Source organism: Alicyclobacillus sp. ALC3 (genome assembly GCF_028751195.1).
Lineage (GTDB): Bacteria > Bacillota > Bacilli > Alicyclobacillales > Alicyclobacillaceae > Alicyclobacillus_L.
Genome location: NZ_CP066784.1, coordinates 2463011 through 2487780 on the forward strand (window position 1 = coordinate 2463011; position 24770 = coordinate 2487780).

At 57.4% G+C, this 24770-nt stretch carries 23 protein-coding genes; 17 read left to right on the forward strand and 6 right to left on the reverse strand.

Annotated features, from left to right (window positions below; translation table 11 throughout):
- Nucleotides 1–91: 91 nt before the first annotated feature.
- Nucleotides 92–2374: a histidine kinase gene (locus JC200_RS11715; protein WP_274436431.1), complete on the reverse strand. Its 2283-nt coding sequence runs from the start codon at nucleotides 2372–2374 to the stop codon at nucleotides 92–94.
- A gap of 267 nt (nucleotides 2375–2641) precedes the next feature.
- Here JC200_RS11715 and JC200_RS11720 point away from each other — a divergent pair, with 267 nt between their 5' ends.
- Nucleotides 2642–4300: an ATP-binding protein gene (locus JC200_RS11720; protein ID WP_274436432.1), complete on the forward strand. Its 1659-nt coding sequence runs from the start codon at nucleotides 2642–2644 to the stop codon at nucleotides 4298–4300.
- Nucleotides 4287–5003 (forward strand): response regulator, encoded by a 717-nt coding sequence (locus tag JC200_RS11725; protein ID WP_274436433.1) that lies wholly within the window; start codon nucleotides 4287–4289, stop codon nucleotides 5001–5003. Before JC200_RS11720 ends, JC200_RS11725 begins: the two co-directional genes overlap by 14 nt.
- 29 nt (nucleotides 5004–5032) lie before the next feature.
- Here the strand turns inward: JC200_RS11725 and JC200_RS11730 are convergent, their stop codons facing one another.
- Complete coding sequence (locus JC200_RS11730; protein ID WP_274436434.1) at nucleotides 5033–5542, reverse strand: universal stress protein; 510 nt, start codon at nucleotides 5540–5542, stop codon at nucleotides 5033–5035.
- A 351-nt stretch (nucleotides 5543–5893) separates the two neighbouring features.
- On the opposite strand from JC200_RS11730, the gene JC200_RS11735 reads away from it, so the two are divergent.
- A complete protein-coding gene (locus JC200_RS11735; RefSeq protein ID WP_274431888.1) occupies nucleotides 5894–6064 on the forward strand; it encodes a hypothetical protein in 171 nt (56 codons plus the stop codon).
- Nucleotides 6065–6562: 498 nt separating this feature from the next.
- Here the strand turns inward: JC200_RS11735 and JC200_RS11740 are convergent, their stop codons facing one another.
- Complete coding sequence (locus JC200_RS11740; protein ID WP_274431889.1) at nucleotides 6563–7228, reverse strand: DNA-binding response regulator; 666 nt, start codon at nucleotides 7226–7228, stop codon at nucleotides 6563–6565.
- Between the two features lie 487 nt (nucleotides 7229–7715).
- Between JC200_RS11740 and JC200_RS11745 the strand changes: the two genes are divergently transcribed.
- A complete protein-coding gene (locus JC200_RS11745; protein WP_274431890.1) occupies nucleotides 7716–8999 on the forward strand; it encodes a ParM/StbA family protein in 1284 nt (427 codons plus the stop codon).
- Nucleotides 8996–9415, forward strand: a complete 420-nt coding sequence (locus tag JC200_RS11750; protein ID WP_274431891.1) for a hypothetical protein — start codon at nucleotides 8996–8998, stop codon at nucleotides 9413–9415. Before JC200_RS11745 ends, JC200_RS11750 begins: the two co-directional genes overlap by 4 nt.
- A 2-nt stretch (nucleotides 9416–9417) precedes the next feature.
- Here the strand turns inward: JC200_RS11750 and JC200_RS11755 are convergent, their stop codons facing one another.
- Entirely contained in the window at nucleotides 9418–10806 is a 1389-nt protein-coding gene (locus JC200_RS11755; protein ID WP_274431892.1) for an ATP-binding protein, read from the reverse strand.
- 210 nt (nucleotides 10807–11016) lie between these two features.
- On the opposite strand from JC200_RS11755, the gene JC200_RS11760 reads away from it, so the two are divergent.
- Complete coding sequence (locus JC200_RS11760) at nucleotides 11017–12066, forward strand: rod shape-determining protein (RefSeq protein ID WP_274431893.1); 1050 nt, start codon at nucleotides 11017–11019, stop codon at nucleotides 12064–12066.
- Nucleotides 12067–12784: 718 nt separating this feature from the next.
- On the opposite strand, the gene JC200_RS11765 is transcribed toward JC200_RS11760, so the two are convergent.
- Entirely contained in the window at nucleotides 12785–13165 is a 381-nt protein-coding gene (locus JC200_RS11765) for a hypothetical protein (RefSeq protein ID WP_274431894.1), read from the reverse strand.
- A 301-nt stretch (nucleotides 13166–13466) separates the two neighbouring features.
- On the opposite strand from JC200_RS11765, the gene JC200_RS11770 reads away from it, so the two are divergent.
- The 5 genes from JC200_RS11770 (at nucleotide 13467) to JC200_RS11790 (ending at nucleotide 17261) form a co-directional block, all read left to right on the forward strand.
- Nucleotides 13467–14528: a WD40/YVTN/BNR-like repeat-containing protein gene (locus JC200_RS11770; protein WP_274431895.1), complete on the forward strand. Its 1062-nt coding sequence runs from the start codon at nucleotides 13467–13469 to the stop codon at nucleotides 14526–14528.
- Nucleotides 14525–14797: a MoaD/ThiS family protein gene (locus JC200_RS11775; protein ID WP_274431896.1), complete on the forward strand. Its 273-nt coding sequence runs from the start codon at nucleotides 14525–14527 to the stop codon at nucleotides 14795–14797. Before JC200_RS11770 ends, JC200_RS11775 begins: the two co-directional genes overlap by 4 nt.
- Nucleotides 14798–14883: 86 nt before the next feature.
- Nucleotides 14884–15399, forward strand: coding sequence for a YfiT family bacillithiol transferase (locus JC200_RS11780; protein ID WP_274431897.1), 516 nt, complete (start codon nucleotides 14884–14886; stop codon nucleotides 15397–15399).
- An 18-nt stretch (nucleotides 15400–15417) separates the two neighbouring features.
- Nucleotides 15418–16449 carry an ATP-binding cassette domain-containing protein gene (locus tag JC200_RS11785; RefSeq protein WP_274436529.1) on the forward strand — a complete coding sequence of 344 codons (1032 nt, stop codon included), beginning with the start codon at nucleotides 15418–15420 and terminating at the stop codon, nucleotides 16447–16449.
- Nucleotides 16446–17261, forward strand: coding sequence for an ABC transporter permease (locus tag JC200_RS11790; protein ID WP_274431898.1), 816 nt, complete (start codon nucleotides 16446–16448; stop codon nucleotides 17259–17261). Before JC200_RS11785 ends, JC200_RS11790 begins: the two co-directional genes overlap by 4 nt.
- Before the next feature lie 54 nt (nucleotides 17262–17315).
- Here the strand turns inward: JC200_RS11790 and JC200_RS11795 are convergent, their stop codons facing one another.
- Complete coding sequence (locus JC200_RS11795; protein ID WP_274431899.1) at nucleotides 17316–18686, reverse strand: dipeptidase; 1371 nt, start codon at nucleotides 18684–18686, stop codon at nucleotides 17316–17318.
- A gap of 255 nt (nucleotides 18687–18941) precedes the next feature.
- On the opposite strand from JC200_RS11795, the gene JC200_RS11800 reads away from it, so the two are divergent.
- From JC200_RS11800 to JC200_RS11825, 6 genes are all read left to right on the forward strand, one after another.
- A complete protein-coding gene (locus JC200_RS11800) occupies nucleotides 18942–20438 on the forward strand; it encodes a DHA2 family efflux MFS transporter permease subunit (RefSeq protein ID WP_274431900.1) in 1497 nt (498 codons plus the stop codon).
- Nucleotides 20435–20689, forward strand: a complete 255-nt coding sequence (locus JC200_RS11805; RefSeq protein ID WP_274431901.1) for a DUF2164 domain-containing protein — start codon at nucleotides 20435–20437, stop codon at nucleotides 20687–20689. Before JC200_RS11800 ends, JC200_RS11805 begins: the two co-directional genes overlap by 4 nt.
- A 41-nt stretch (nucleotides 20690–20730) precedes the next feature.
- Nucleotides 20731–21462: a polysaccharide deacetylase family protein gene (locus tag JC200_RS11810; protein WP_274431902.1), complete on the forward strand. Its 732-nt coding sequence runs from the start codon at nucleotides 20731–20733 to the stop codon at nucleotides 21460–21462.
- A 122-nt stretch (nucleotides 21463–21584) separates the two neighbouring features.
- Nucleotides 21585–21827, forward strand: coding sequence for a hypothetical protein (locus JC200_RS11815; RefSeq protein ID WP_274431903.1), 243 nt, complete (start codon nucleotides 21585–21587; stop codon nucleotides 21825–21827).
- 175 nt (nucleotides 21828–22002) lie between these two features.
- On the forward strand, nucleotides 22003–23766 hold the full coding sequence (locus JC200_RS11820) for a M14 family metallopeptidase (protein ID WP_443111819.1): 1764 nt from the start codon (nucleotides 22003–22005) through the stop codon (nucleotides 23764–23766).
- A gap of 127 nt (nucleotides 23767–23893) precedes the next feature.
- A complete protein-coding gene (locus JC200_RS11825) occupies nucleotides 23894–24769 on the forward strand; it encodes an aldo/keto reductase (RefSeq protein WP_274431905.1) in 876 nt (291 codons plus the stop codon).
- Nucleotide 24770 lies beyond the last annotated feature (1 nt).

Consider the following 24770-nt stretch of genomic DNA (forward strand, 5'->3'; position numbering starts at 1 on the left):
GCTATGTCCTGCGAAAATGCCCTCAACCGCTACGTGCTGCCAAATGCCCTCAAATGCCCGGTCCCTGTGCCGTCCACCGTGGTGCCAGCCACTAATCCCGCTCGAACGCGACGATGTGCAAATCCACAAATTCGCCGCGCGTGAGGACGTAGTCAATCGGGTTCGCCTTGATGCGCTGAAAGACGCCTTTCGGATATAGTGGCTGGCCCGCGACCAACTGCGAGACCTGTAGTTCTTGAGCGGTTTGCACAATGGTTAGACCGAGGTCGTGATTAACGGCTGGCTTCATCAGAAAATGGGCGTCAAACTGTTCTGAAAGGTGTCTGATTCGTTCGAGATCCCGTTCGTCCTCCGAACTCAACTTCTCATCTGTCATGACGACGAGCACCCACAATTCAACGTTTAGCCGATCAGCGATGCGCCAGCCCCTGCGGATCAGTTTCTCCGAGTGCGGGCGGTGGTTGACGCAGACGAGAATGCGCCCGAACTCCGTGGAATCGGTTGTCCCGTTGCCTCGGCGTGCACCTGCTTCGATCCGAGAACGGTAGTTGCGCTGGTCGACGTCGTCTGCGACTTCTAGTAGGGCCAACTCGCGCAGTGCCGATAAATTCGCCGTCTGAAAGAAGTTGTCGAGTGCCTGGCTTACCTTGTCACGGGTGTAAATTCGGCCTTCGACAAGTCGCTGCTGGAGCGTCTCAGGTGTGACGTCAATCAGCTTGATCTCTCGTGCGAGTTTCATAAACCAGTCCGGGATACGCTCGCGCACCTTTACGCGTGTGATGTGCTCGACTTTGTCGTGCAAACTCTCCAGGTGTTGCACGTTAACCGCAGTGACCACGTTGATCCCCTGTTCGAGCAGGTAGAGGATGTCTTGATAGCGCTTTTCATGCGGACTCCCCGGCACGTTAGAGTGAGCGAGCTCGTCGATTAGCACGATTGAGGGCCTGCGTTTGGCGATGGCCTCAGCGTCCATCTCCTCGTAACTGTGTCCCTCGTAGTCAACCTGTTTTTTTGGTACGACTTCCAAGTCGCCAATCTGGTCCGCAGTCTCCTGCCGCCCGTGCGTCTCGATGAGGCCAATTACGACGTCCCAGCCACGCTTGCGCCAATCGTGTGCGTCTTGCAGCATCTTGTACGTCTTGCCGACGCCAGGCGCAGCCCCAACGTAGATCGTCAACCGCCCACGCAGACGGTGCGCCGCGCTCGAATCACTGACTCCGAAGTTCGATTGGTCGAGCTGGAAAATGGGTGTAGGCGCATCGCGCCAGCCGACAATTCGTAGGTCGGTGTAACGAAGGTGGTGTAGCAGGTAGCGCACAGGGGTGTCCTTCCAGAGCGCCCACTTTGGACTGGAGGCCGGTTGGCCGATGACAATCTGCGTAGCGTTCAGGCGCTCAGCGACTTCGGCAATCACGGTGCCGATGCGTCGGTCGTTGCGAGGCTCTACCACCCATTCAGCTTCGTGCTCTAAAGCTAGTGCTTGCAGTTCCTGGAGATTCGTATTTTCTTGGTCGGTCAACATATCCTGAGTGGAATTGGTGATGCAAAGCACGTACAAGTCAGCTTTCATGCGAGTGGCCATTCGATAGCCGCGTCGAACTAACTTCACGGCGCGCGAGTAATACCCGCTCACGCACACCATGATGACTTCTTTGGCACCGACAGGGCCCGGAATCTTCTTGCGCGAGTAAGACCGCTGCAGCCGCTCGTCTACGTCCTCCGCGACGACGCGCAGTGCAAGTTCGCGTAGTCCGGACAGGTTGGATTTGCGAAAAAAGTTGGCGAGTGCCTGATTAATCTTGTCCGGCGGGTAAATGCTTCCGTCACGCAGCCGCTGGCGCAGCGTTTCGGGTGTCAGGTCGACTACAGACACCTCATCCGCCCGCTTAATCAGTCCCTCAGGTATCAGTTCGCGCACCGGGATCCCGGTGATTTCCTCTGCCTCTTTGTGGATCCCGACGATGTGCTGGACGTTCACAGTGGTCAGCACCGAGATTCCCTGGTCGAGCAAGTATTCAACATCCATGTAACGTTTAGGGAACACTGAACCCGGTACATTACTGTGTGCCAACTCGTCGATGAGGACGACGTCCGGGTGACGTGCCACGATGGCGTCGAGGTCGACCTCCTCAAACGTGCGGTGTTGGTAACGGATCGCCTTTCTCGGCAATACCTCTAGACCGTTCATCTGCGCGGCGGTCTCCGGACGGTCGTGGATGTCCACGTAGCCAACCACAACGTCGATTCCGCGTTCCTTGAGCGACACGCCTTCGCGCAGCATGGTGTAGGTCTTGCCGACGCCTGGAGCTGCGCCGATAAAGACTTTCAACTGTCCTGGTTCTGACCCAAATGCTTCGCCGTCTCCAGACGCCACCTGTTTCTCACCCTCCGCCCGATGATGTTCGTAGTTTCACGATACTACCTTAGCCCGAAAACGGGAAGGGTACGCTGTCAGCGCTGTAACAAAGGCTCGTGGACACACCCCGGAAATCGGGTAGAGCGCCATGTGATCGTAGCCAGGGTTTTCGTCAATTTGGTGTAAAGAACAACTCCGAGGGCATAAAAAAACTATAAATACTGGGCGGGGCGCTGAAAACGGATGTATAACTGGAGTAACATTTAAAGGATGGAGACATACGGGATGAGACAAGTTACAGCGTCCGGCCTGAAGTGGCGGGTGTTGACTTCTTACGTAATGCCGTGGCCAAACCCTGACAAGTTGAACGACGATACGACTAAGGGAGGTCGCAAAAGGCGGATTTTGCCGTACTTGGCTGTGACACTCATGGTCACGGCGCTCACGCTGCTATTCTGGAAGATTGGCTACGCGTTTACGCTTGTCAACCTGGCGCTCCTGTATTTGCTACCTGTACTTGTCAGCGCCGCTCGGTGGGGGCTTGGTCCATCGTTCTATGCCGCCGGCGTGGGTGTGATTGCGTTTGACTTCTTTTTTGTCCCGCCAATTCACGCGTTTACGGTGGCAGACATCCGCTACGTCTTGTCGTTCGTCGTCTATTTGGCTGTAGCTGCATTCACTGCGAGCCTGGCTGCACAATTGCGCCAGCGGGCAAAGGAAGCTATCCAGCGCGAAGCCGTCACGTCATCTCTGTTCACACTCAGCACACAAATTGCCGCGGGTCGCGACTTGGATACAGTACTGCGTGAGATTGTCCTGCACGCATGGAACACGTTCGGGTTGTCGGCTGCTATCATCGTGCCCAATGGGGGTGGCGACTTGCACCCCCAAGTGATGGCGGGATTTGCGCAGGACGCACTACAGTCCGCTTTAGAACCCCGAGTGCTGCAGTGGGTGTTCAAACATGGTCAGATAGCTGGGTACGGGACAACCTCGCACCGCGACGCGAGGTTTTTATACGTGCCGCTTAAGACGGAGTCAAATGTATACGGGGTGATGTGCGTTGGACCGGACCGTCCGCGCGACGGCAGCAGCCACAGTGCGCGCATTCGTGTGGCGCAGGCTCTGGCGGGGCTTGCATCGGTTTCGATTGCTCGCGCGCGGTTTGAAGAAGAAGCGAAGCTCGCGCATCTCACGGCGGAGTCTGAGCGCCTGAGAACTGCCTTGCTCGACTCGATCTCGCACGAACTGCGCACGCCGCTCGCGACCATTATTGGGGCGGCCACTGCACTTGACGAAGGCACAGCGGTGCTCACGCCGGATGACCAGCATGAGCTGTTTCTGACAGTGCGTGAAGGTGCTATGCGGATGAATCGATTGGTCACGAACCTGCTTGGTATGGTGCGCATCGAGAGCGGTATGTTGCGGTTGAACAAGCGGTGGTGTGACGTCTCAGATATGGTGGGCGTCGTTCTGTCGCAGGTGCGTGAGGCGCTGCAAAACCGCAAAGTGTCAGTTCACCTCCAAGCTGGCATGCCCGCTGTTTCCGTGGACGATGTGTTGATTGAGCAAGTCCTTGTGAATCTGCTCAGCAACGCCATTAAATACTCGCCGGACGGCACCGGGATCGACCTTGATGTGCTAGAGTACGACGGTGTTTTCACGCTGAGAATTCGGGATCATGGGATCGGAATTGACGCGGAAGAAGCGGAGAAAATTTTCGACAAGTTTTATCGAGCCAAGACTTCACAGGGCATTCCTGGCACGGGGCTTGGCCTTGCAATTTGCCGGGGAGTCGTCCAGGCGCACGGGGGCGAGATCTACGCGCGTCCAGCCGATGGCGGGGGGACGGTTGTGACGATTCGACTCCCGGTTGGTGAACTAGAACAGGACGTTGAGTCATCATTCTGTGAAGCGCGGGGGGCGACTGATGATGGGCGCTAGAATCCTGATTGTGGATGACGAGGTCCAGATTCGCCGATTGCTTCGAGTCACCCTTGCAGCACACGGGTTCTCTACGATAGAGGCGCCTACTGGCAAGGATGCGATACTTCAGGCGAGCATGGCTAGGCCGGACTTGATTATCCTCGATCTCGGCTTACCAGACATGGACGGTGCAGAAGTCTTGACCCAAATCCGCGCGTGGGCGAGTGTTCCGATTCTGGTGCTTACTGTCCGAGACGACGAGGCGGGCAAGGTTTACGCGCTCGACCACGGCGCTGACGATTACATTACAAAGCCGTTTAGCATGAGCGAGTTGATGGCGCGCATCCGGGTGGCCCTGCGCCATGTAGCACGGGAACCCGACGAACCGGTCTTGCACATTGGACCACTGATGATTGACTTGGCGCGGAGGATTGTGGAAAAGGACGGGGAAGCGCTCAGACTGACGCCGATTGAGTACGACTTGTTGAAGACTCTCGCGAGGAATGCTGGTCGCGTAATGACTCATCGACAGCTGTTGCATGAGGTGTGGGGAGAGCACAACTACGAGACGGCAGGTCACTACTTGCGAGTGTACGTCGGCCACTTGCGAAAGAAGCTGGAGGATGACCCTACGAGTCCGCAGCTCATTCTCACAGAGCCGGGTGTTGGCTACAGGCTTGCCGCAGACCGCGACGACACGGACGTCATCCCTCCGGGATAGTTCGCGTAGTCGCAAAGGGCCCTTCGTGTTTAAATTCTCCTCCATTTCTCGAGCTTGACCACGTTCCCTGCGCGGTGAAGCTGTTTCCCGGATTCCGCTTGCGGCGGGCTGTAGCGAACAACCAGTACGGGAATGCTCGACCGCAGGACTACGTCGCGACTGACGCTTCCGGAAATGACTCGACTGATGGCTCGTTTCCCGCGGCTACCGACGATGATGAGGTCGCACTGGCACTCGACGGCCGTTTGGCAGATAACCTTTGCGGGAATGACGCCGATTTTATGCTCGAAGTGAACCCGATTCATCAATTTTGAAAAGTGGTCTTTGCGAAGCGATGTTTGAATCTGTGCGGCCACTTCTCTTTCGTAGTCCATCCCAAGCAACGGAGCAGCTCCGAATTTGGTGGGGTATAGCTGAGTTACGTACAAGACGTACAGTTGAGTCTGTGGATTTTCGCGCAGCAGGTCACGAGCTGCCTGCGCAGCCTGTTCTGACGTCCGCGTGTCGTCCATCGCTAATAAAATCTTCTCCATACTCATCCTCAGGCACCTGCTCCTCCCGGCCAAAGTCTTAAGGTATTCCTATTGTAGTGCGACTGTGCGTAAAAACAGGAGGATGAATTACCCGTGTAAGTATAAAGAAATGGTAAACACACTCATTTGGAGAGACTCTGCGCACGTTGTTGCGCGCGGTCTAGTGGGTTTCGTTGACGACCTTTTTACACCGGCGCCCCGGACTTCGCACCCCGCTTTTATGTCTACCTGACTAAAATCGAACGTATCCGAGCCAGACAAGAGGGGATGGATATGGACAGCCGGTGCTGCTTCTATTTTGGTTGCAGAGGCAATCTAATCGATGAGACAAGTGGGCAACCCAGGTGGTTTTCTGCTGTGTGGACATATTCGAACGGGGAGCGATCGGTTGTCGCATACTGGTTCGCCGACACTGAGGATGAGGCGTACGGAAAGTGGCAGCAGTCCAAGTGGTATAAGCACTGTACGGTGCTGTTTACCCCCTCTCCGGTTCTGCTAGCTTACGAAGAGGTGCAGAAGATGGTCTGACAAAAGTGGCTTGGATGAACATCGTTGTAGAATCACAGCCGGTTGCTTGTTGATGTCCGGACAGCGTGTTGGGGTGCGAGCGAAACTATAGGTGTCGAAGCACGCCTTGAGGGTGCGGTTGCACGCTGATTGTAGTCATATGATGCCGCTGAGCCGGTCAACCGGCGAGGCGGCATTTCACTATTGTGGTTCGTGTGAGGTCGGGCATGGGCATGGGCATGGGCTGATAACGGCACACAACAGCCTATTGCCTCTTTTTTACGGTCTGAGTTCGATTATAGGCCGTTCGCAGATGCCTATCGGGCTAAATACGCCCTCTTCCGGGGTACTAGACGTGCTATAGGCTGTCCGTGACCGGCTAATCACTGCCGAATGCCGCCGATTTGGGCTAATAAGCTGTTCTGTGCCGCAAACGAACACGGAAAACGCCAGGAGGCGCAGCAACCAGGGGAGGCGCAGCAACCAGGGGAGGTGCGCCTCACCACGGCACTCCGGCCGTCAGATGCGGATGTTACTGTGCGAAGGGTGTAGCGTATAGGAGCGGATCCGGATATCGCCGGCGGCAGGTTGCAGCCACTGTTTTTGCGCGAGGCCGCGAAGCAGTCGTTGCGCATAGTCAGACCCGATACCGAGTTGGGCGCAGACGTCTTTCGGCGTGATTGGCCGAAGTGACCGGGTGGCAAGGCGGACGGCTTCGCGCTCGAAAATAGTCAGTTTGCCTAAGGACTCGGAACTTGCCAACCAACGGCCGAGTAGTTGCTGAATCGTCTGTTGACACACGCGTGGCCGTTCTTGGAGTTGGTTGTACGTGATCCGGAGAACGTACCACCCGTCGATGATGAGGTGATTCTGCCGTTGACAGTGGTCGTCAAACTGCCACGTTGTGATGTTGCGAAAGTGTGGGCCGAAGCCATCGATCTCGATTGCGATGCGGAAGTTTGACTGTATGTACGCGAAATCCAGGTAGCGATAGCCATCCTTGTAGTCGTGAATCTCGTACTCTGGATGAAGATTGGCGAAATGATGAAATGTTGGCCACCAAACTGCCTCTAGAAAGAGCCTCTCGGAGTGGCCGTTTCCGTCCTTCAGTCTGCGCAAGCGCTCGCCGGACCGTCGTGCACAGTGCCACGCCAAAAACGCCTCGTAGGCTTCGTCGAATTCCACATTGCCACCACCCATGCGCGTAATCACGGACACCTAGTATGCTAAGGCCGGGATTTAGATACGTCGATGACGCTGAGGAGAGTGCTGGCAAGTGTAGAAATAAAACCGGTAGATTCTGTTGTGCGTAAAGCTTACAGTTTAAACTTTACAGCTTAAACTTTCCGATTTAATCAAGTTAACTTTTCCGATTTGAACTTTAAACTTTGAGCTTTAGCCTTTGGACTTTACATTTTTGACTTTACACTTCAAGCGGGAAACGACACTTCGACGGTGATACGTGGGTATTGAAGCGGAAACTCCTCATATAAACTTCAAATTCCTATAGGTCGTACCCCTCCTCTTGCACTCCGGTTTACCTTGTTAAAGTTTGAATTGGACGGACGCAAACAGACCCGAATCTACGAATCTCCTATATCGCCCACTGCCGCTAGCAACTCCAGTCAAAGAGTACTCCGCAAGCAGTCAAGTTTCGGAGAGGAGAGGCCCCGTGCCCAAGAGCGAATCCCTGTACACGACGATTCTGTTGTGTGTTGACAATGGCAGCAGTCACATCAAAGTGATCTACGACGACCTTTCGCAGACCTTCGTTTTTCCGAATGTTGTGTCGCAGCCCGTTGGAGAGCGCCAACTGCTGATGGATCAAGGGAACCCGCTAGACTTTCTGGACGTACAGATTGTCTCCCCCGTTTTGAATAGCGACCCGTATCGACACGTGTATGTCGGCAACCTCGCGATCGGAGATGAAGGCGTCGTGCACGAGATTGTCGGGGACAAGGCCGCGCAAAAGAAGGCGCAGCGGCCAGAGACCTTGGTCACACTGTTGACTGGGGCAGCGTACGCTGTGGCGAAAAAGCACGAGACGGAAATACGCCGCGGTGTCCGCCGGATCAAAGCGGCTGTCAACCTCGGCACCGGACTTCCAATCAGCGAGATCACGAAGTTTCGCACGGAATTTGCGGACAAACTGCAAGGCGGTGTCCACACCGTCACGTTTGTCACAACCCCGTCGTACAAAGGCGTGACTGTGGAACTGGAGATTGCGCTGCCCATCGATATTTCTATTGACGATGTATCCGGTGTTTATGACATCGAGGCGACAGCCAAAACGCCACTGTCGCACAAGGGTTTCGGCATCGCGGATGTCGGAGGCGTAGACATGGACATCGCGTTCTTCAAACTCGGACTCGAACTAGACCAGCGCAACTCGACGGGCACCAAGATCCATTTGAATGACGCCCTCGAGAGTATCCGCAATGAAGTCAATGCTACTGGTGAAGAGTTGATCTCGAATACGGCCGAACTGACCGAGATGCTCGTCAACAAAGAGTACGAAGTGTACGCAGAGGGTCGAGTTGTTTTCGATATGACTAACCTCGTCAACCGACACATGCAGATACTGGCTGAAAAAGTACTTAAGGCAGCGCGAAACGCTTGGAAGCATGCTCGTTACGCAAGCGAGTTCTGGTTTATCGGCGGGGGTGCAGTGGTACTCGAACCCTGGATCGAGAAGCTGAACGCAGGACTTGGCCTGCCGATTCGGTTTGACGCCACGGAGTACAGTCAGTTCCGTAACGTGCGCGGAATGTTTTTGCTGCTCCATCACGCGTTGCACAACCGTGACGAAGTTGCAGCGACCGCCGACATCGGCGCCAGCGCTAAGGCTCGGGCTGCGCGTGCGGACCGGGATCAGACGAATCGAGCGGATCGAGCGGATCAGGCGGACCGGGGTCAGGCGAACAATGAAGCACAAGGAGATCCTGGGGTATCGTGATGAGGAAGCGCCGTAGCACGGTCTACGTGCGACCGGGTAAAGACGTCACGCTCTACGTGCCGTCGGACACGCCGCCTGAGGTGTGCGCTTACCTCAACCAGTTGAAGGCGGATGGGGTCTTCAGCCAGGGCGTGATGGAGATTCTGACGCAACACATCATCGGGTCTGAGTCGCCGCCAGGTGAGCCGCTTGATCCCGCTCTTGACCCGGCACCTAACATGCGCTTTGACTCGCCCCCTAACACTCATTCCCGTCCCGACGTTGTCGGAGGCCTCGCTACTCTCGGAGGTTCCGCTGCTGTTGGACATCCCGACGTTGTCGGAGGTCCCGACGACTCCCACAGACTTGGGAGCGACCAGATTTTTCAGCAGGCGCGACGGAATGCGGGGAAGCTGTCGGGATCGAGCGAGGCATAGAGTCAACTAGTTGTCCCAATTTTCTTCTGGGGCTGTGATGACACCGTGTCGGCTGTGTTGGCTCCCGTCAAGTGTGTCTCAATGGGAAGATGGACCTGAAAACACGTCCCATTCCCCGGCGTAGACGTCACAGTGATTCTCCCGTGCAGGTCTTCGACCAGTCGATAGGCAATCATCAAGCCGATTCCCGTGCCGTCGGTTTTTGTGCTGTAGAATGGCTGCCCGAGCCTAGACATTTGTTCCTTTGACATGCCCGGTCCGTTGTCCTCAATCTGTATAGTGATACGGGACTGACTCGGTTCTATGCGCAGCGACAGTTTGCCACCTTGACCCATCGCTTCGATTGCGTTTTTGCCGATGTTGAGCAGAACCTGTTTCAGCTTTCGAGAGTCGAATTGAGCGTTGGGGATGTCGCTCTTCATGCAATTGATTTGGCATCCGTACTCATTTCCGTAGGCTGTTAATAGTTCCGAAACATCAGCGACAATGGTGTGCAGGGGCTCGAGCTGCAATTCAGCCGACTGAGGCTTGGACAGACCCAGGTACTCTGACAGAATGTGGTGTGCCGCGTCTAACTCGTTGATCGCGTACGTCAGGTATTGTGTGATATCTGCGTCGATCACTCGCTCCCTGATCAACTGCATGAATCCTCTGGTTACTTGCAGCGGATTTCTGATTTCGTGCGCCATGGAAGCGGCAAGGTGTTCCACCAGCTGTGCCTTTTCATACTCCACCAGTTTCTCGCGATCCCGAATATGACGGCGAATCAGCATTATGACCATCACCGTTGTGAGCGAGAGGACTATTGCATTCATCAAACCGGAGAGGCGATCTACGAGGGTCAGTTTCCTGATGATGGATATTATTCGTGTCTCACATGCAGCGTTTGCCGCTGCGGTTTTCTCGTCAAACAAGCTGAGGACAGGTAGTTCACTGAGAGAGACTGGAGTGGAAAGGTGGCTCCCGTGTCGAATCAGCGCGACCTGAGGTTTGCCGTAGACACTCAGCCACTTCTGCCCTAGCGAGATTGGCGCAAGTGCAGTCGGGGCTAAGTGCACAAAGCCGTTGACGTTGGATTGCAAATTTGAGGACAAGCTTTCATAAGTTGCGATTGCCTGAAGAAAATTGATCAGATACCGTCGGTTCTTGGTCAGCACATATTGCTTCTCTGCCCGAAAAGCAGCGTACAGGTCGTTTTGGACACGGTCAATCGAGCTGTTGATATAGGAGAGTTTGACCACTTCGGACTGAAGGGTATGGGCTCGCACCAGAAGAACCACATGACTTGTGACCAGAATGAGCACAGCGGCGATCTGTGCGAGGATAACTGTGCCTAAATTGTGACGAGCCCCAGACATACGCGACAGCGGGTACAGGGTTCTCACTCCCACAGGCCGGATTCTGAATTATCTTAATTAAATACAATATACTTCCCGACTTGTTTATTGACTATATATTCTATTAAAAAATTCGAAACTTCCTCTAGAAACATCGACAAATCTATCGTTCGACCCCCATAAACTCGCAAACCATGTCGAAATGTATCACCACCCGGGAGGCGCACGTTGCTTCTCGTGTTCAGTTTTAGGAGGGGATGCACGATGGATCTCGCACTGGACCTTGGGACCGCTTACTTTCGCGTCGGGGAATTAGGGAGCGATACGATCCACGCAGAACCTGCTACTGTGGCCTATGACAAGAACGGACAGACGACTGCAGGTGAAATGGCTGAACGGCTGGTTGGACGAGCTCCGCAAGGGGTGTCCGTCTTGCACCCTATCTCTGCAGGTATCGTCAAAGACTTTGACGCAGCCGTAGTGCTCATCCGCCACGCTATCGCTTCATTGCAAGGCAAACGCATGGCCACTCGACCGAACATCACTGTGTCGACGCCTACCGGGATCACGGCTGTGGAACAGCGCGCGATTGAAGAAGCGGTCAGAGAAGCTGGAGCCAAACAGGTACACCTGTTTGAATCCGTGATCGCGGCGGCCGTCGGAGCTCGCCTGCCTGTCGAAAGTCCACGCGGGCACCTGATCTTGAACTTGGGCGCAGGCGTTACAGAAGCTGCAGTGGTCTGTCTCGGTGGCATTGTCGACTCTCGCAAGTCAAGTTTTGGCGGGCGCAACCTAGACGAGGCCATCGCAGAGTCTGTCCGCAAAGAGCACGGGTTTCTCATTGGCATCAAATCGGCGGAGCAACTCAAATGGAATGTCGGTGAGTATCCGGACAAGCCAACTTTTGAAGTTCGCGGCCGGGGACTGTCCACCGGACTGCCGGAAACACTTTCTGTGTCACGAGAATTGGTAGAGACCCAGGTCGAAAGCTACAGCGAGACAATCGTCGGCCTGCTGGTGAGTGCGCTTGAGTCCTCGCCTCCGGAGCTTGTTGGCGACTTTATGGACAGTGGCATTGTGGTGATGGGCGGGGGGACTCCCCTGCATGCGCTGTTAGACCGACTGCAGGAGCGGACGGAGATGCCGATTTTGACTGCAGACGAGGCACAAACATGCGTGATCCGCGGACTATTGTCGTCGAATGTTGGACGTCGCCGAAGTGCGACGGGTGAAAAGGCGTCTACTCAATTGCGCAAAGGCAAAGCCTATCAGCGTGTCGTTTCCCGCGTACAAGGCATGTTGCCTCGCGGCTGATGGACGGAATCATGCGGCTGTTGCGGCCGTAACCACCGAATAACTACGCAGGAGCTGGCACACCGTCAGTTCCTTTCTTTTCGCCGAAAGTAGTCGTTGCAGACGATGATACATGCGGCGGGCATGTGGCGACGATGAAGCGGCGCGGCCTGGCATGCGGTGCGGCCTGGCATGCGGTGCGGCCTGGCATGTGGCCTGGCATGTGGCCTGGCATGTGGCGCGGCATGTGGCGCGGCATGTGGTGCGGCATGCGGTGCGGCATGCGGTGCGGCATGTGGCGACGATAGCGGCGCGGCCTGACATGTGGCCTGGCATGTGGCCTGGCATGCGGCCTGGCATGTGGCCCGGCATGCGGCCCGGCATGCGGCCCGGCATGTGGCCTGGCATGTGGCCTGGCATGTGGCGCGGCATGCGGTGCGGTATGCGGCGCGGCATGTGGCCCGGCATGCGGTCTGGCATGTGGCGCGGCATGTGGCGCGGCATGTGGCGCGGCCTGGCATGTGGCCTGGCATGTGGCCTGGCATGCGGTGCGGCATGCGGTGCGGCATGTGGCGCGGCATGTGGCGCGGCATGTGGCCTGGCATGTGGCCTGGCATGTGGCGACGATAGCGGCAGAGGACAGCTTATCAGCCTCAAAGTGAGGCTCGGGGGGCCGAATAACCTGTCCAGGACAGCGTATGCCGGTGTTTATGCGCTGAAACAGCCCCGTGGGACGGACTTAAGCTACCCACGACCGTCTATATGGGGATGAAAAGGGGAGTTCTAAGCCGATAGGCTGTGCTGTGCGGCAATTTGCCGCCCACCGCCCACCGCCCACCGCCCACCGCCCACCGCCACCCGCCACCCGCCACCCGCCACCTGCCACCTGCCACCCGCCACCCGCCACCCGCCACCCGCCACCCGCCACCCGCCACCTGCCACCTGCCACCCGCCACCCGCCACCCGCCACCCGCCACCCGCCACCCGCCAACCGCCAACCGCCAACCGCCAACCGCCAACCGCCAACCGCCAACCGCCACCCGCCACCCGCCACCCGCCACCCGCCACCCGCCGAGCCGAGCCCCATCGGTTCATCATCGAAGCGTTCTACATTCCACACCCCAAGTCCTCTAGTCTGTGAGCGTGATCCGATCCCGTCCGAGCGCAGTTCGTTGGCACAAATCCAGTGGTTTACATCCTGCATAATTTCATGGGAATCTGCTTTATACAGGGCTTCTGTCCGGTCGAAACGCGACCAACAGGCGCGGTTCTCCAGTAGCGCTTGTCTCCGAGCCTCCGCGACAAGTGTCGTCTTGCTGTCCCGTCAGTCAATGCGCGAATTTTTTGGTGTTTTAAAACCGAATGTATAGAAGTATGATTTCACTATCTTTCATCCGCATGGCGAGAAGGGTCGGGGTAAGATGTACCTATTGGTAGGAACGGCAAAGGGGCTGTTTCGGTACCACAGTGACGACCGGACAGAGTGGACAGCACTGCCACCGGTGCTGCAAGGCGATGAGGTTTACACGACGTCATACGACGTAGACACGAAAACCCTCTACGCGGGCGCCAATTCGGTGTTTCACGGCGCAAATGTCCGGCGCTCCCGCGACTGGGGGGAGAACTGGGACACAGGAGGAAGCGGTCTAGAGTACACAGCGGATGATCCCGAACGTGTCACCCGCGTTTGGTCGCTTCGCCCTGCCGGTGGTGGTCGGGTATACGCCGGGGTTGAGGCAAGCGGGTTGTTCCGTTCGGATGACGGTGGCGACACCTGGGCGGAAGTGCGCGGACTGCGTGAACACCCAACACACGAGACGTGGGAGCCAGGCTTTGGCGGAAAGTGTCTGCACACGATTGCTGTCGACCCATTCTCTGCAGACCGCCTCTACATTGCCTGTTCCTCCGGCGGAATCTATCGGTCTGACGACGACGGCGATAGCTGGCAGCCAATTAACCAGGGAATCCGAGCAGAGTTTATGCCGGACGACATGCAGTACCCGGAGTCCGGTCAGTGCGTACATAAGTTCTGGCTTTCGCCGACGACCGCGGGCAGGCTGTGGCTGCAAAACCATGGCGGTGTGTACCGCTCTGACAACGGCGGTGACGACTGGGAGTACGTCGGCGAATCCCTGCCGTCAGACTTTGGCTTTCCTGTCGTAGGCCACCCGGCCAATCCCGACTGCGCCTACGTTCTGCCGGTGCAGCGTTGGCCTCGCTGGGCACCGGATAACGTCCTCGCCGTTTACCGCACTCGGGATGCTGGTCAAAGCTGGGAAGCCCTCCACAACGGCTTGCCGCAACCTTCGTTTTCGGGCGTTCTGCGCGACGCGTTTACAGGCGATACCGAGACGCCGTTCGGTCTGTACTTTGGCACCACTTCCGGCGCGGTTTATCACTCCGCAGACGAAGGTGTCACGTGGCACCTCGTCGCCGAGGATTTACCCCGGATTTACTCTGTCGTGGTCGCCGCAGAGGGATGATCACCGTCCATCTGCCGGGCAGCTTGACCGACCAATTTCATGCCGATCCCGTGGTCTCCCTCCCCGCTCAAACGCTGAGCGACGTACTGGTATGGCTTGACGGGACGTGGCCTGGGATGGCGTCGTGGTTGGTTGAGCCCGATGGCTGTTTTCGCGAAAACCTCAGTGTGTTCATCTCCGGCCGCCGGCTACCCCCGCGCGCGCACGTGTCGACACCAGTGGGTGATGTCGCCGAGGTGTGGATCCTGCGCGCCATTTCCGGCGGCTGACAAGTTGCGAAGGTATCAGGCTGAAAATGGCGCGCAACGCGTGGTACCATGGAGGGGTGCGAGACTCTACATAGAGGTGATGTTTGATGGACGACATTCGCTACCCAATTGGGAAGTTTCAGCCAGTAGACCTGATTACTAAGGAACAACGTGACGAGTGGATCGCTCAGGTTGCCGCTGGGCCAGCTGCCCTGAAGTCCGCGATTGCAGGACTTACTCCCGAGCAACTTGACTCGCCTTACCGGGAAGGCGGTTGGACGGTAAAGCAAATCGCTGCTCATTTGGCGGAAAACGACATGCTGGTATACAGCCGGTTCAAACACGCGCTGACCGAAGATAACCCGCCGATCCATCGCGCAGAGGAGGCCAAATGGGCAGAACTGCCGGACAAGACAGTGCCAATCGAGTCGTCAGTGGAGTTGTTCCGCCTCGTCCGCGAGCGTTGGACCACCCTGATGAAGGGCATGAGCGACGCCGACTTTGAGCGCACGTTTCAGCATCCGCTGCAGGGTTCCGTGCCGTTGCAAAGGACACTTGGCCTGTACGCTTGGCATGGCCGCCATCACATTGCACAGATCGAAGCGTATCAAGCTAGACTCTGACTCGGAGGGATGACGTTGTTGCAGAGGCACGGGGCAGAGGCAGGCCAAGGTTCGGCAAACTTCGCGGTTGAGGCGCGTGGACTAGTGAAAGTGTTCGGTGACAACCGCGCAGTCGATGGGGTAGACCTCGAGGTGCGCGCAGGCACTGTCTATGGTGTGCTTGGTCCCAACGGGGCCGGGAAAACCACGACGGTTCGCATGCTTGCGACGCTGTTGCGACCGGATGGTGGGACAGCTCGCGTGTTTGGGCACGATGTAGTTAAGGAACCTCACGTTGTTCGGCAGCTCATCGGCGTGACCGGACAGTATGCATCGGTTGATGAGCGGCTGAGTGCCATGGAGAATCTCGTCATCTTCTCTCGCTTGCTCGGTCTGAGCCGACGGGAGGCACATCGCAAGGCAACTGATTTGCTCGACGAGTTCGGGTTGACTGAAGCGGCGAATCGGCCGCTTAAGAAGTTCTCAGGCGGGATGCGACGTAGGCTCGACCTAGCAGCAAGTCTGATTGCGCAACCGCCACTGATTTTTCTCGATGAGCCGACGACCGGTCTCGACCCGCGTACCCGAGCACAGATGTGGGATACAATCCGTCGCCTCGTGAGCCTCGGCTCGACTGTTCTTCTGACGACTCAGTATCTCGACGAAGCTGACCAGCTCGCCGACCGCATCGCCGTGATCGATCATGGACGCGTGGTCGCAGAAGGCACCGCCGACGAGCTGAAGGCGTCCGTCGGCACGTCTTCGCTGCAACTGCAGATTTCCAACCCCGAGCAGACCGCTGAGGCTCGCCGCCTCGTCGAACAGTCCCTTGATACACGTTCCGTCGTATCGACATCAGCTGGGAAAATCACTGCGCCGATGACCGATGCAGACCGAGTCACGGACCTGCTCGTTTGTCTTCGCGATGCGGGCATCGGGCTGTCTGAGATGAGCGTGCAGAAGCCAACTCTGGACGAAGTGTTTCTCACCATTACCGGCCACGGTGACACGGCGAAGAACAATGACGATGAGCCAAATCGCCCGCTTGTTGAGGAGGCGTATCGACAATGAGCAGTCAGACCATTACGCCAGTCAGGGAGCGGAGTTTGAGGCAGCACCCGAGCCTCGGTTTGAGCCTTCAGCACTCATTCACGATGGCGTATCGCGGCTTGTTGAAGATTCGTCGAACGCCTGAGCAGTTGTTCGACGTTACCCTCGTGCCCATCATCTTCACCGTGATGTTCACCGAAATCTTCGGCGGCGCAATCTCCGGAAACGTCCAAAACTACCTGCCTGTCATTATTCCCGGCATCTTGGTTCAGACCGTCATCACGACGTCTGTCGTCACAGGTGTTCAGTTGCGGGAAGACATGGATAAAGGTGTGTTCGACCGTTTCAAATCACTGCCAATCGCTCGCATCGCCCCCCTCGCAGGGGCGTTGCTCGCCGACACAGTGCGCTATACCATTGCCACGGTGCTGACCTTTGTGATGGGCTACGTCATGGGCTACCGACCTCACGGGGGATTTGGCAACGTGGTCATTGCAGGTGTGCTCGTGATTGTGTGTTCCTGGGCAATCAGCTGGATTTTCGCCTTCTTCGGCGTTATCGCTCGCACGGCGTCAAGCGTTCAGGGCATCTCGATGCTGATTCTGTTTCCACTCACATTCCTCTCGAACGCGTTTGTGCCGACCAAGACCATGCCGAACTGGCTACAGTGGTTCGTCCATATCAACCCCATCTCACATCTCGTTAGTGCCGTGCGTGACCTCGCGAACACGGGCACAATCGGGAGTAATGTCGCGATCTCGCTTGCTGGCGCAGCCGTTGTGGTCCTCATCTTTGCACCCATCACTGTGCGTGCCTACATGCGTCGAGCCTAACAACTTGGCGCAGACTCTGGTCAAGCACCGAAATCACGAACGTCGCCGCTTCGTTTACAGGACTGCAGCGAGTTCCGTCAGATAGAGGCAGTAAATCTCCTGCAAGCGGTAGAAGTTTTCAAGGCGCAGGAACTCGTTCGGCGCATGGGCCCGTTCGTCTTCCCCGGAGGCGCCGACAGTCACGGTCTGGACCCCAAGCGCCCGTTGCAACAGGCCCATCACCGGTACCGTACCGCCACTCATGCCAAACCCAGCCTGCTTGCCAGTCGTCTCAAGCAGCACGCGCTGCAGGGCGTCCACACTTTTGTCATCGGACGGTAGGCGGTAGGCGAACGCCTCACCAGGCAGGTCAGTAAAGGTGACGCTCGCGTATTCTGGTGTGACGCGGCGAATGTGCGCTTTGACCTGCTCGCGAATCACAGCAGGGTCCTGGTTCGGCACCAGTCGGCAGGTGATTTTGGCGAACGCCTCGTGCGGGATCACGGTTTTGATGCCGTCGCCCTGGAACCCGCCCCACACGCCGTTCAACTCCAGCGTCGGGCGCACCAGAGCGCGCTCGGTCGGCGAGTACTCCGGTTCGCCGAACGATGCGCGAATCCCCGCCGCCTCTGCCGTCCGTTCATACCCGGCAGCTAACTCGCTGACCAAGGCGCGCTCCTGCTCTCTCACCGGCTCCACGTCGTCGTAGAACCCTTCCACCAGAATGCGCCCTTCTTCGTCGCGCAGAGAATTGAGGATGCTGATAAGGCCGTGCAGAGCGTTTGGCACAAAGCCGCCGCCACCAGAGTGCATGTCGATGTTCGCCGTCTGTACCCGCACTTCAATCCCTGCGAGGCCGCGGTTGCCGATCCCGATTTTCGGGTCCTCCTTGCTGCCGATACCTCCGTCTGCGCTCACCGTCAAATCGCAATCCAGGAGGTCCTTGTGTGCCGCGACGAACCGGCCAAGTGACGGACTTCCGATTTCCTCTTCGCCTTCAATCAAAAACTTCACGTTCACCGGCAACGCTCCGGTGGTTTGAAGGATGGCTTCACAAGCGGTAATGGGAAGCAGCACGTTTCCTTTCATGTCAGACGCGGCGCGTGCATAGATTCTTCCATCTTCCACGTGCGGCTCAAACGGTGGGTGTGTCCACAGTTCGAGCGGTTCCGCCGGCTGCACGTCAAAGTGTCCATAGAAGAGGATGGTTGGCTTATCCGCAGACTCGATGCGCTCGGCGTAGACGAGCGGGTGGCCGCCAGTTTCCATTATTTGCACATCCTCTATCCCTGCGCGGCGCAGCCGGTTCGCAGTCCACTTTGCAGCGCGGCGGACGTCCTCGCGGTGGGCAGCCAGCGTGGAAACACTCGGGATCTGCAGAAACTCTATCAACTCTTCTAAGTAGGCGTCCTTGTGTTGCTCCAAGTGCGTTTTCCAGTCCGTCACGTGGTTGACCTCCTTCTGGCTTGCGGGCCTCGGCCCGACGCACCCCCCTCGGGGGCGTTTGAATCTGCTTTGTCTCAAAATTGCGTAGACTTCCTTCGGCTGAAGACTGACAGAATCCTGCTCACGACACGCAAGACAAAGGTCGCGGGCAGGTTGTAACTGCGGTGTCGATCCGACGGGATTTCGTTGACAGTATCCGTCAAAACCATCTATTCTGTTCAAGCACAACAGGTTAGAGAAAGGAGAAACGCACCGATGCAGGAACAGGCACTCCATGTCAACAAACGACTTTTGATGGCTGTTATGGTCGTTGGCGCCTTCATCGCGATTTTGAATGAGACGCTGCTCAACATCGCGCTGCCGCAGATTATGCGCGACATGACTATCTCTGCCAGCACAGCGCAGTGGCTGACGACCGCGTACATGCTGACAAACGGGGTGCTCATCCCAGTTAGCGCGTTTCTCATTCAGCGCTTTTCGACGCGCAGTCTGTTTATCAGCGCGGTTGGCATTTTCGCCGCTGGGACGCTCATCGCCGCGATCTCGCCCGACTTCGCAGTTCTTCTCATCGGGCGCGTCGTCCAGGCGAGCGGCGCTGCCATCATGCTGCCACTCTTGATGAACGTTGTCCTTACCATTTACGAGCCGCACCAGCGCGGGGCGGCCATGGGCATGATTGGAATGGTGATCACGTTTGCACCCGCTATTGGCCCCACCCTCTCGGGGTGGTTGGTTGAGCACCACTCGTGGCGGCTGCTCTTTTTCATCGTCTTGCCGATCGCGCTGCTCGACCTCTTGTTCGCCGTCAAGAGTCTGCAGAACGTGATGCCGCTGTCGAAACCGAAGGTGAGCGTTTTGTCGGTCTTGCTCTCGACAGTTGGTTTTGGCGGGTTGCTCTATGGATTTAGTAGTGCGGGGACGGCAGGTTGGGACAGTCGGACTGTCATTGCATCGCTCGCGGTCGCTCTTGTCGCGCTCACCGTCTTCGTCGTCTACCAACTCCGGCTTCGGGCACCGATGCTAGAGTTTCGCGTGTTTACCTACCCAATGTTTTCACTGACGACCGGGATTATGGTCTTGATGATGATGGCGATGTTTTCATCGATGCTGCTACTGCCCATCTACTTGCAGACGATGCGTGGCTTTACGTCGCTGCAGTCGGGGTTGCTGGTGCTGCCTGGCGCCATCTTGATGGGCATCATGTCGCCCATTACGGGCCGGATATTCGATAAGATTGGCGCCAAGCTGCTTGCAGTTGTCGGCGCGTTGGTCACCGCAGTCGCGATGTTCGGCCTTGCGCGCATCACGTTGCAGACTTCGTTTGTGTATATGGCGGTTCTCTATGCTCTGGTCATGTTCGGGATGTCGGTGATGATGATGCCGACGATGACGGCCGGGCTCAACCAACTGCCGCAGCACCTCAATCCGCATGGCACGGCGATGTCGAACACGATGCAGCAAGTGGCTGGGGCCATTGGGACGGGGTTGCTCGTCACTGTCATGACGAGTGAAACGAAGGCGCACCTGGGAAGTCAGATGCGCGCTCTTGGCACACCGACGCCAAGCCAAGCACAGGTCGCACTCGCTGTGCGCCACGCGAGTGTGCTTGGGATGAACGACGCGTTCCTCGTTGCGGGTCTCATCAGCGTGGCAGCGTTCGCGATGGCCTGGTTTATCCAGCGCACTGGCGCGCACCACGCGGTTCTCACAGAGTTTGAGCCGGAAGACTTGGCGGCGGGGGATGCGCAATGACTGTGTGGAAGATTCCTCGCGAACAAAAAAAGGTTCTCATCGAGCGTGTTCAGTCTTACTTTGAGTTGGAGCGAGACGAATCGATTGGCGAGCTTGCTGCGGAGCACCTGCTCGACTTTCTGATCACGGCCATCGGCCCCACCCTCTACAACCAGGCCATCCGCGACGCACGCAAAGTGGCCATGGCGCAGATGGTACGGGTGGAGGAAGAGATCGATCTGCTTGAAAAACCGGAGGAACGGGCGCGTTAGCCCCGACCTCCGGCTGACGTCTGGCGAAAGAGGTGGGGTGTATGTCCTTCCATGGGCCTTTTCGTCAAGTCCCACAGTTTCAGCATGGTCCGGAGCGCGCCAGTGCAAGACCGCCACACACACAACACGTGGACTGGCACGCCCGGTATCCAAACGAGGTGATTTTGCGCGGACCGTCCGACCGCAGAGCAGTCGCCTTAACGTTCGATGACGGACCAGACAATGTGTGGACGCCGCTTATTCTGAGCGTTTTAGCCAAGTACAGTGTGAAGGCGACATTCACCTGCGTCGGTCAAATGGTACAGGGCAACCCTGCGATACTCCAACAAATCTTCCAAGCAGGGCACAATATTGAAAATCACAGTTGGAGCCACCCAGACTTCACCAAAGTCTCGGCGACGGAAGCAAAGTCGCAGATTGAGCGGACAAACCTGCTCATTTCGCAAATCCTCCATGTGAAACCCCGCTTTTTCCGTCCTCCGTACGGAGCCATCAACGATCAGGTCATCGCTGAGGTCGTATCGCTCGGAATGAAAATCTTGTACTGGGACGTGGACAGCCTTGACTGGTCAGGTCTCACCAAGGAACAGGTCGTCGCGAACGTTCTCGCACACACAGAACCCGGTTCTATCATTCTGATGCATTCCGCCGGCGGGCGAGGCGGGCTTGCGGACACCGTTCAAGCCCTGCCGTCCATTATCGAGACGTTTCGTCGCGAAGGCTACTTGCTGACCACATTGGCAGACTTGTTGCGAGAACCAGCGTATCAGTAGGGCGAACGGCCTGCTTTGAGACTGCGAGTCTTGAGAGGGTCCCGATCTGCGCTTGTCCATGTCACCGGAATCCTACCTGACGTATCGATAGATTATCTGATACGGAAAGGGGGAAAAGCTAAATGGCCATCACTCGCAATAACACCGTATCGAATCGTATTCTGGCAGCTTACTTTAGTAAGACTTGGAGGCGCCTGCCGGGCTTGGACGGGCGTGTCGTCTACGTTGCCACCGCGACTCCATCGACAGTGACCCTAATTGTCCAAGGCACGCGCAACCAGAAGCTGACATTCAGTGCAGGGCAGAGAGTAATTGTCGTCGGGGGGACGTTTCACTTCCCGCCGCACACGACCGTGTTTCTGTAAGGATTCGGACGGGAGTTTGAAACGGGGCTGTCCCGCTGTGCTACTTGCACAGCGGGACAGCCCTTTCTTGTACTCGTTTTCGCGGTGGTCCTCGACTTGCGCGCTGATTGGCGGGCTGATACACCTCTCTGTTATCTTGGTAGTGTGCGAGGCAAGCCAGAGAGGAGTGCTAAGATTGGCTTCAAAATATTGGACCTACGAGGAAATGTGGCAGGAACTGCGCCGGATGCAGGCGGCCTATCCCAACTTCATACAGGTCGAAGTCATTGGCCACAGCCGCCAGGGGCGGGAGATGGCAGGGGTGACCTTGACGAACCACGCGACAGGAGAGCCGCAGCATAAGGCGGCGGTCTTCGTCGACGCAAACATTCACGCCGGCGAAGTGGCGGGCAACGCTGTGGCGATGCACTGGATTTCCTGGTGCCTGGAAAACTACGGCACCGACAAGGAAGCAACCGAACTGCTCGACGCACACACCGTGTACGTTGTCCCGCGCATTGCGCTCGATGGCGCCGAGTTGTACCTGACCACGCCGGCTCGATTTCGTTCGAGTCCGCACACGTATCCGTATTCGGAGCCGCCGCATGGTTTTATTCCCGACGACGTCGACGGCAACGGACACATTCTGCAGATGCGCGTCCCTGCGGAGGACGGCGGGTTTGTGAAGGACGAGGTCGATCCGCGCGTCATGCGCCGACGCCGTCCGGGTGAATTCGGCGGCGAGTACTTCCACGTGTTCCCGGAGGGCCGCATCGACCGCACCACGCGGACTGGTGCCTTGCCAGCGTTCCCAACTGCGAAAAACGCGCGCCGTACGGCGATGGACTTCAACCGGAACTTCCCGATTCGCTGGGCTGGCGAATTTGGGCAGCCAGGGTCAGGGCCGTACCCTTTGTCCGAGCCAGAGCTTCGGGGCTTGGCCGACTTCATCCACGCGCACCCAAACATCGCGGCCTATGTGGCTTTGCACACGACAGGCGGCGTGATTCTCCGGCAACCTTCGACCGGCGATGACACGGTGCTTTCGGTTACAGACCGCACGCTGTTCACGCGCGTTGCCGAGATGGGGGCGCAAGTGAGCGGGTATCATGCGGGATCGAACTATAAGGTGTTTGCTACCGGCCACGAAGAAGTGCTGATGCCGGGCGCCGCAGACGATTGGATGTATGAGCATTTCGGCGTGCTTGGTTTTACGCTTGAAATTTGGGACCTCGAAAAGCGGGCCGGAGCGCGCAGCTACGGTGAAGTTGGCATGCGCAAGTTAATGGAACTGACGCCGGAAGAAGAGGCGGAGGACGACCGCAAGGTGTACGCCTGGGCCGAACACGAGGTTGGCGAGAAGGGCGTGTTCGCGTGGACAGCCTTTGAGCACCCGGACTTCGGCCAGGTGGAGATTGGCGGTCTCGACCCGAAGTTTGTCCTGCAAAACCCCCCGGAACACCTGATCGGCGAGGAGTGCGTGAACGTGAGCGCTTTCCTCACGAAGCTCGGTTTATCAACGGCGAAACTGGTAATCCTGTCAGTCGAAGTCCAAGCGCTCGACGGGGACGGGGACGGGGACGGCAGTGTTGGCACGGGGCAGCCTGGTGAACGCCGATACCGTATTGTGGCCGAGGTTTCGAACGCTGGTTTCCTGCCGACATCAAGCACGGACAAAGGCAGAAAGCTGCTGCTTGAGGGCGTGCGCGCGTTTCTTGACGGCGGTGGGAGTGGCGAGTCTGCACGGGGTGCGTCAGCTGGAGTCGAGGTCGTGGCTGGGTCGTCACCAGTGGAGTTGGGCCACCTCGACGGCTATGGCAGCCAGAGCACTTGGTCGCCACAGACCACGCAGCGCGGCTACGCGGAGTGGGTGGTGAAGGCAACACCGGGATCGACAGTGACTGTGGGCTTTGAAGGCCCGCGCGCGGGACGCGTAGTGCGCGAGGTCAAGCTTGGGTAGGGCGTCCGGGCGGCTGGGCTTGGGTAGTTTGGGCTTCCGGCGGATGACGTGGGTTTGGCGGATTGCGAAAGATCGGGTAAACTAGAGTTTGGTGCTAAACATTAGTAAGCGAGTTGGAGGGATGCACATGTCAGCCGAACACACGTCTGCAAAACAATCTGGGAGCTTCACCATCGGTGGCGATTTGACTGTGAATCGCCTTGGCTATGGCGCCATGCAGTTGACGGGGCCTGGAATCTGGGGAGACCCACGCGACCCAGAGGAAGCTGTACGAGTTCTCCGGCGCGCGACGGAACTCGATGTGACGTTTATCGACACGGCTGATTCATACGGGCCGTTTGTCTCCGAAATGCTGATCAAAAAGGCACTCCATCCGTACCCGCAAGACCTCGTCATTGCGACGAAGGCGGGACTCACCCGCTCCGGCCCGAACGATTGGCGCCCGGTTGGCCGTCCTGAGTATCTCCGCCAACAAGTGCACCTCAGTTTGCGCCACTTGGGCCTTGAGCGAATTGATCTGTTGCAGTTGCACCGGATTGACTCTAAAGTGCCGCTTGAGGAGCAGGTCGGTGAATTGAAACTCCTCCAAGAGGAAGGGAAGATTCGCCACATTGGCCTCAGTGAAGTCACTGTGGAACAGATTGAGGCGGCCAGCAAAATCGCACAGATTGTGTCCGTCCAGAACCTGTACAATCTCGCGAAGCGCGACGCCGAGCCGGTCTTAGCCTACTGCGAAGCGCATCAAATTGCGTTCATTCCTTGGTTCCCGCTCGCGACCGGTCAGCTTGCGAAAGCAGGTGGGCCTTTGGACGAAATGGCGAAGCGGCTCGATGTCAAACCGTCACAACTGGCCTTGGCCTGGTTGCTGAAGCGCTCGCCTGTCATGTTGCCGATTCCGGGAACGTCGTCTGTCGCACACTTGGAGGAAAACATGGCCGCTGTAGGCATTGAACTTCACGATGCTGACTTCCAAACGCTGTTGGACGTGGCGACAGCGAAGTAAT

Coding starts and splice junctions, on each gene's coding strand:
- JC200_RS11760 (WP_274431893.1), top strand. CDS start 11,017: ATGGATCTCGCACTGGACCTTGGGACCGCTTACTTTCGCGTCGGGGAA.
- JC200_RS11770 (WP_274431895.1), top strand. CDS start 13,467: ATGTACCTATTGGTAGGAACGGCAAAGGGGCTGTTTCGGTACCACAGT.
- JC200_RS11730 (WP_274436434.1), bottom strand. CDS start 5,542: ATGAGTATGGAGAAGATTTTATTAGCGATGGACGACACGCGGACGTCA.
- JC200_RS11725 (WP_274436433.1), top strand. CDS start 4,287: ATGATGGGCGCTAGAATCCTGATTGTGGATGACGAGGTCCAGATTCGC.
- JC200_RS11815 (WP_274431903.1), top strand. CDS start 21,585: ATGGCCATCACTCGCAATAACACCGTATCGAATCGTATTCTGGCAGCT.
- JC200_RS11805 (WP_274431901.1), top strand. CDS start 20,435: ATGACTGTGTGGAAGATTCCTCGCGAACAAAAAAAGGTTCTCATCGAG.
- JC200_RS11810 (WP_274431902.1), top strand. CDS start 20,731: ATGTCCTTCCATGGGCCTTTTCGTCAAGTCCCACAGTTTCAGCATGGT.
- JC200_RS11775 (WP_274431896.1), top strand. CDS start 14,525: ATGATCACCGTCCATCTGCCGGGCAGCTTGACCGACCAATTTCATGCC.
- JC200_RS11800 (WP_274431900.1), top strand. CDS start 18,942: ATGCAGGAACAGGCACTCCATGTCAACAAACGACTTTTGATGGCTGTT.
- JC200_RS11780 (WP_274431897.1), top strand. CDS start 14,884: ATGGACGACATTCGCTACCCAATTGGGAAGTTTCAGCCAGTAGACCTG.
- JC200_RS11825 (WP_274431905.1), top strand. CDS start 23,894: ATGTCAGCCGAACACACGTCTGCAAAACAATCTGGGAGCTTCACCATC.
- JC200_RS11720 (WP_274436432.1), top strand. CDS start 2,642: ATGAGACAAGTTACAGCGTCCGGCCTGAAGTGGCGGGTGTTGACTTCT.
- JC200_RS11790 (WP_274431898.1), top strand. CDS start 16,446: ATGAGCAGTCAGACCATTACGCCAGTCAGGGAGCGGAGTTTGAGGCAG.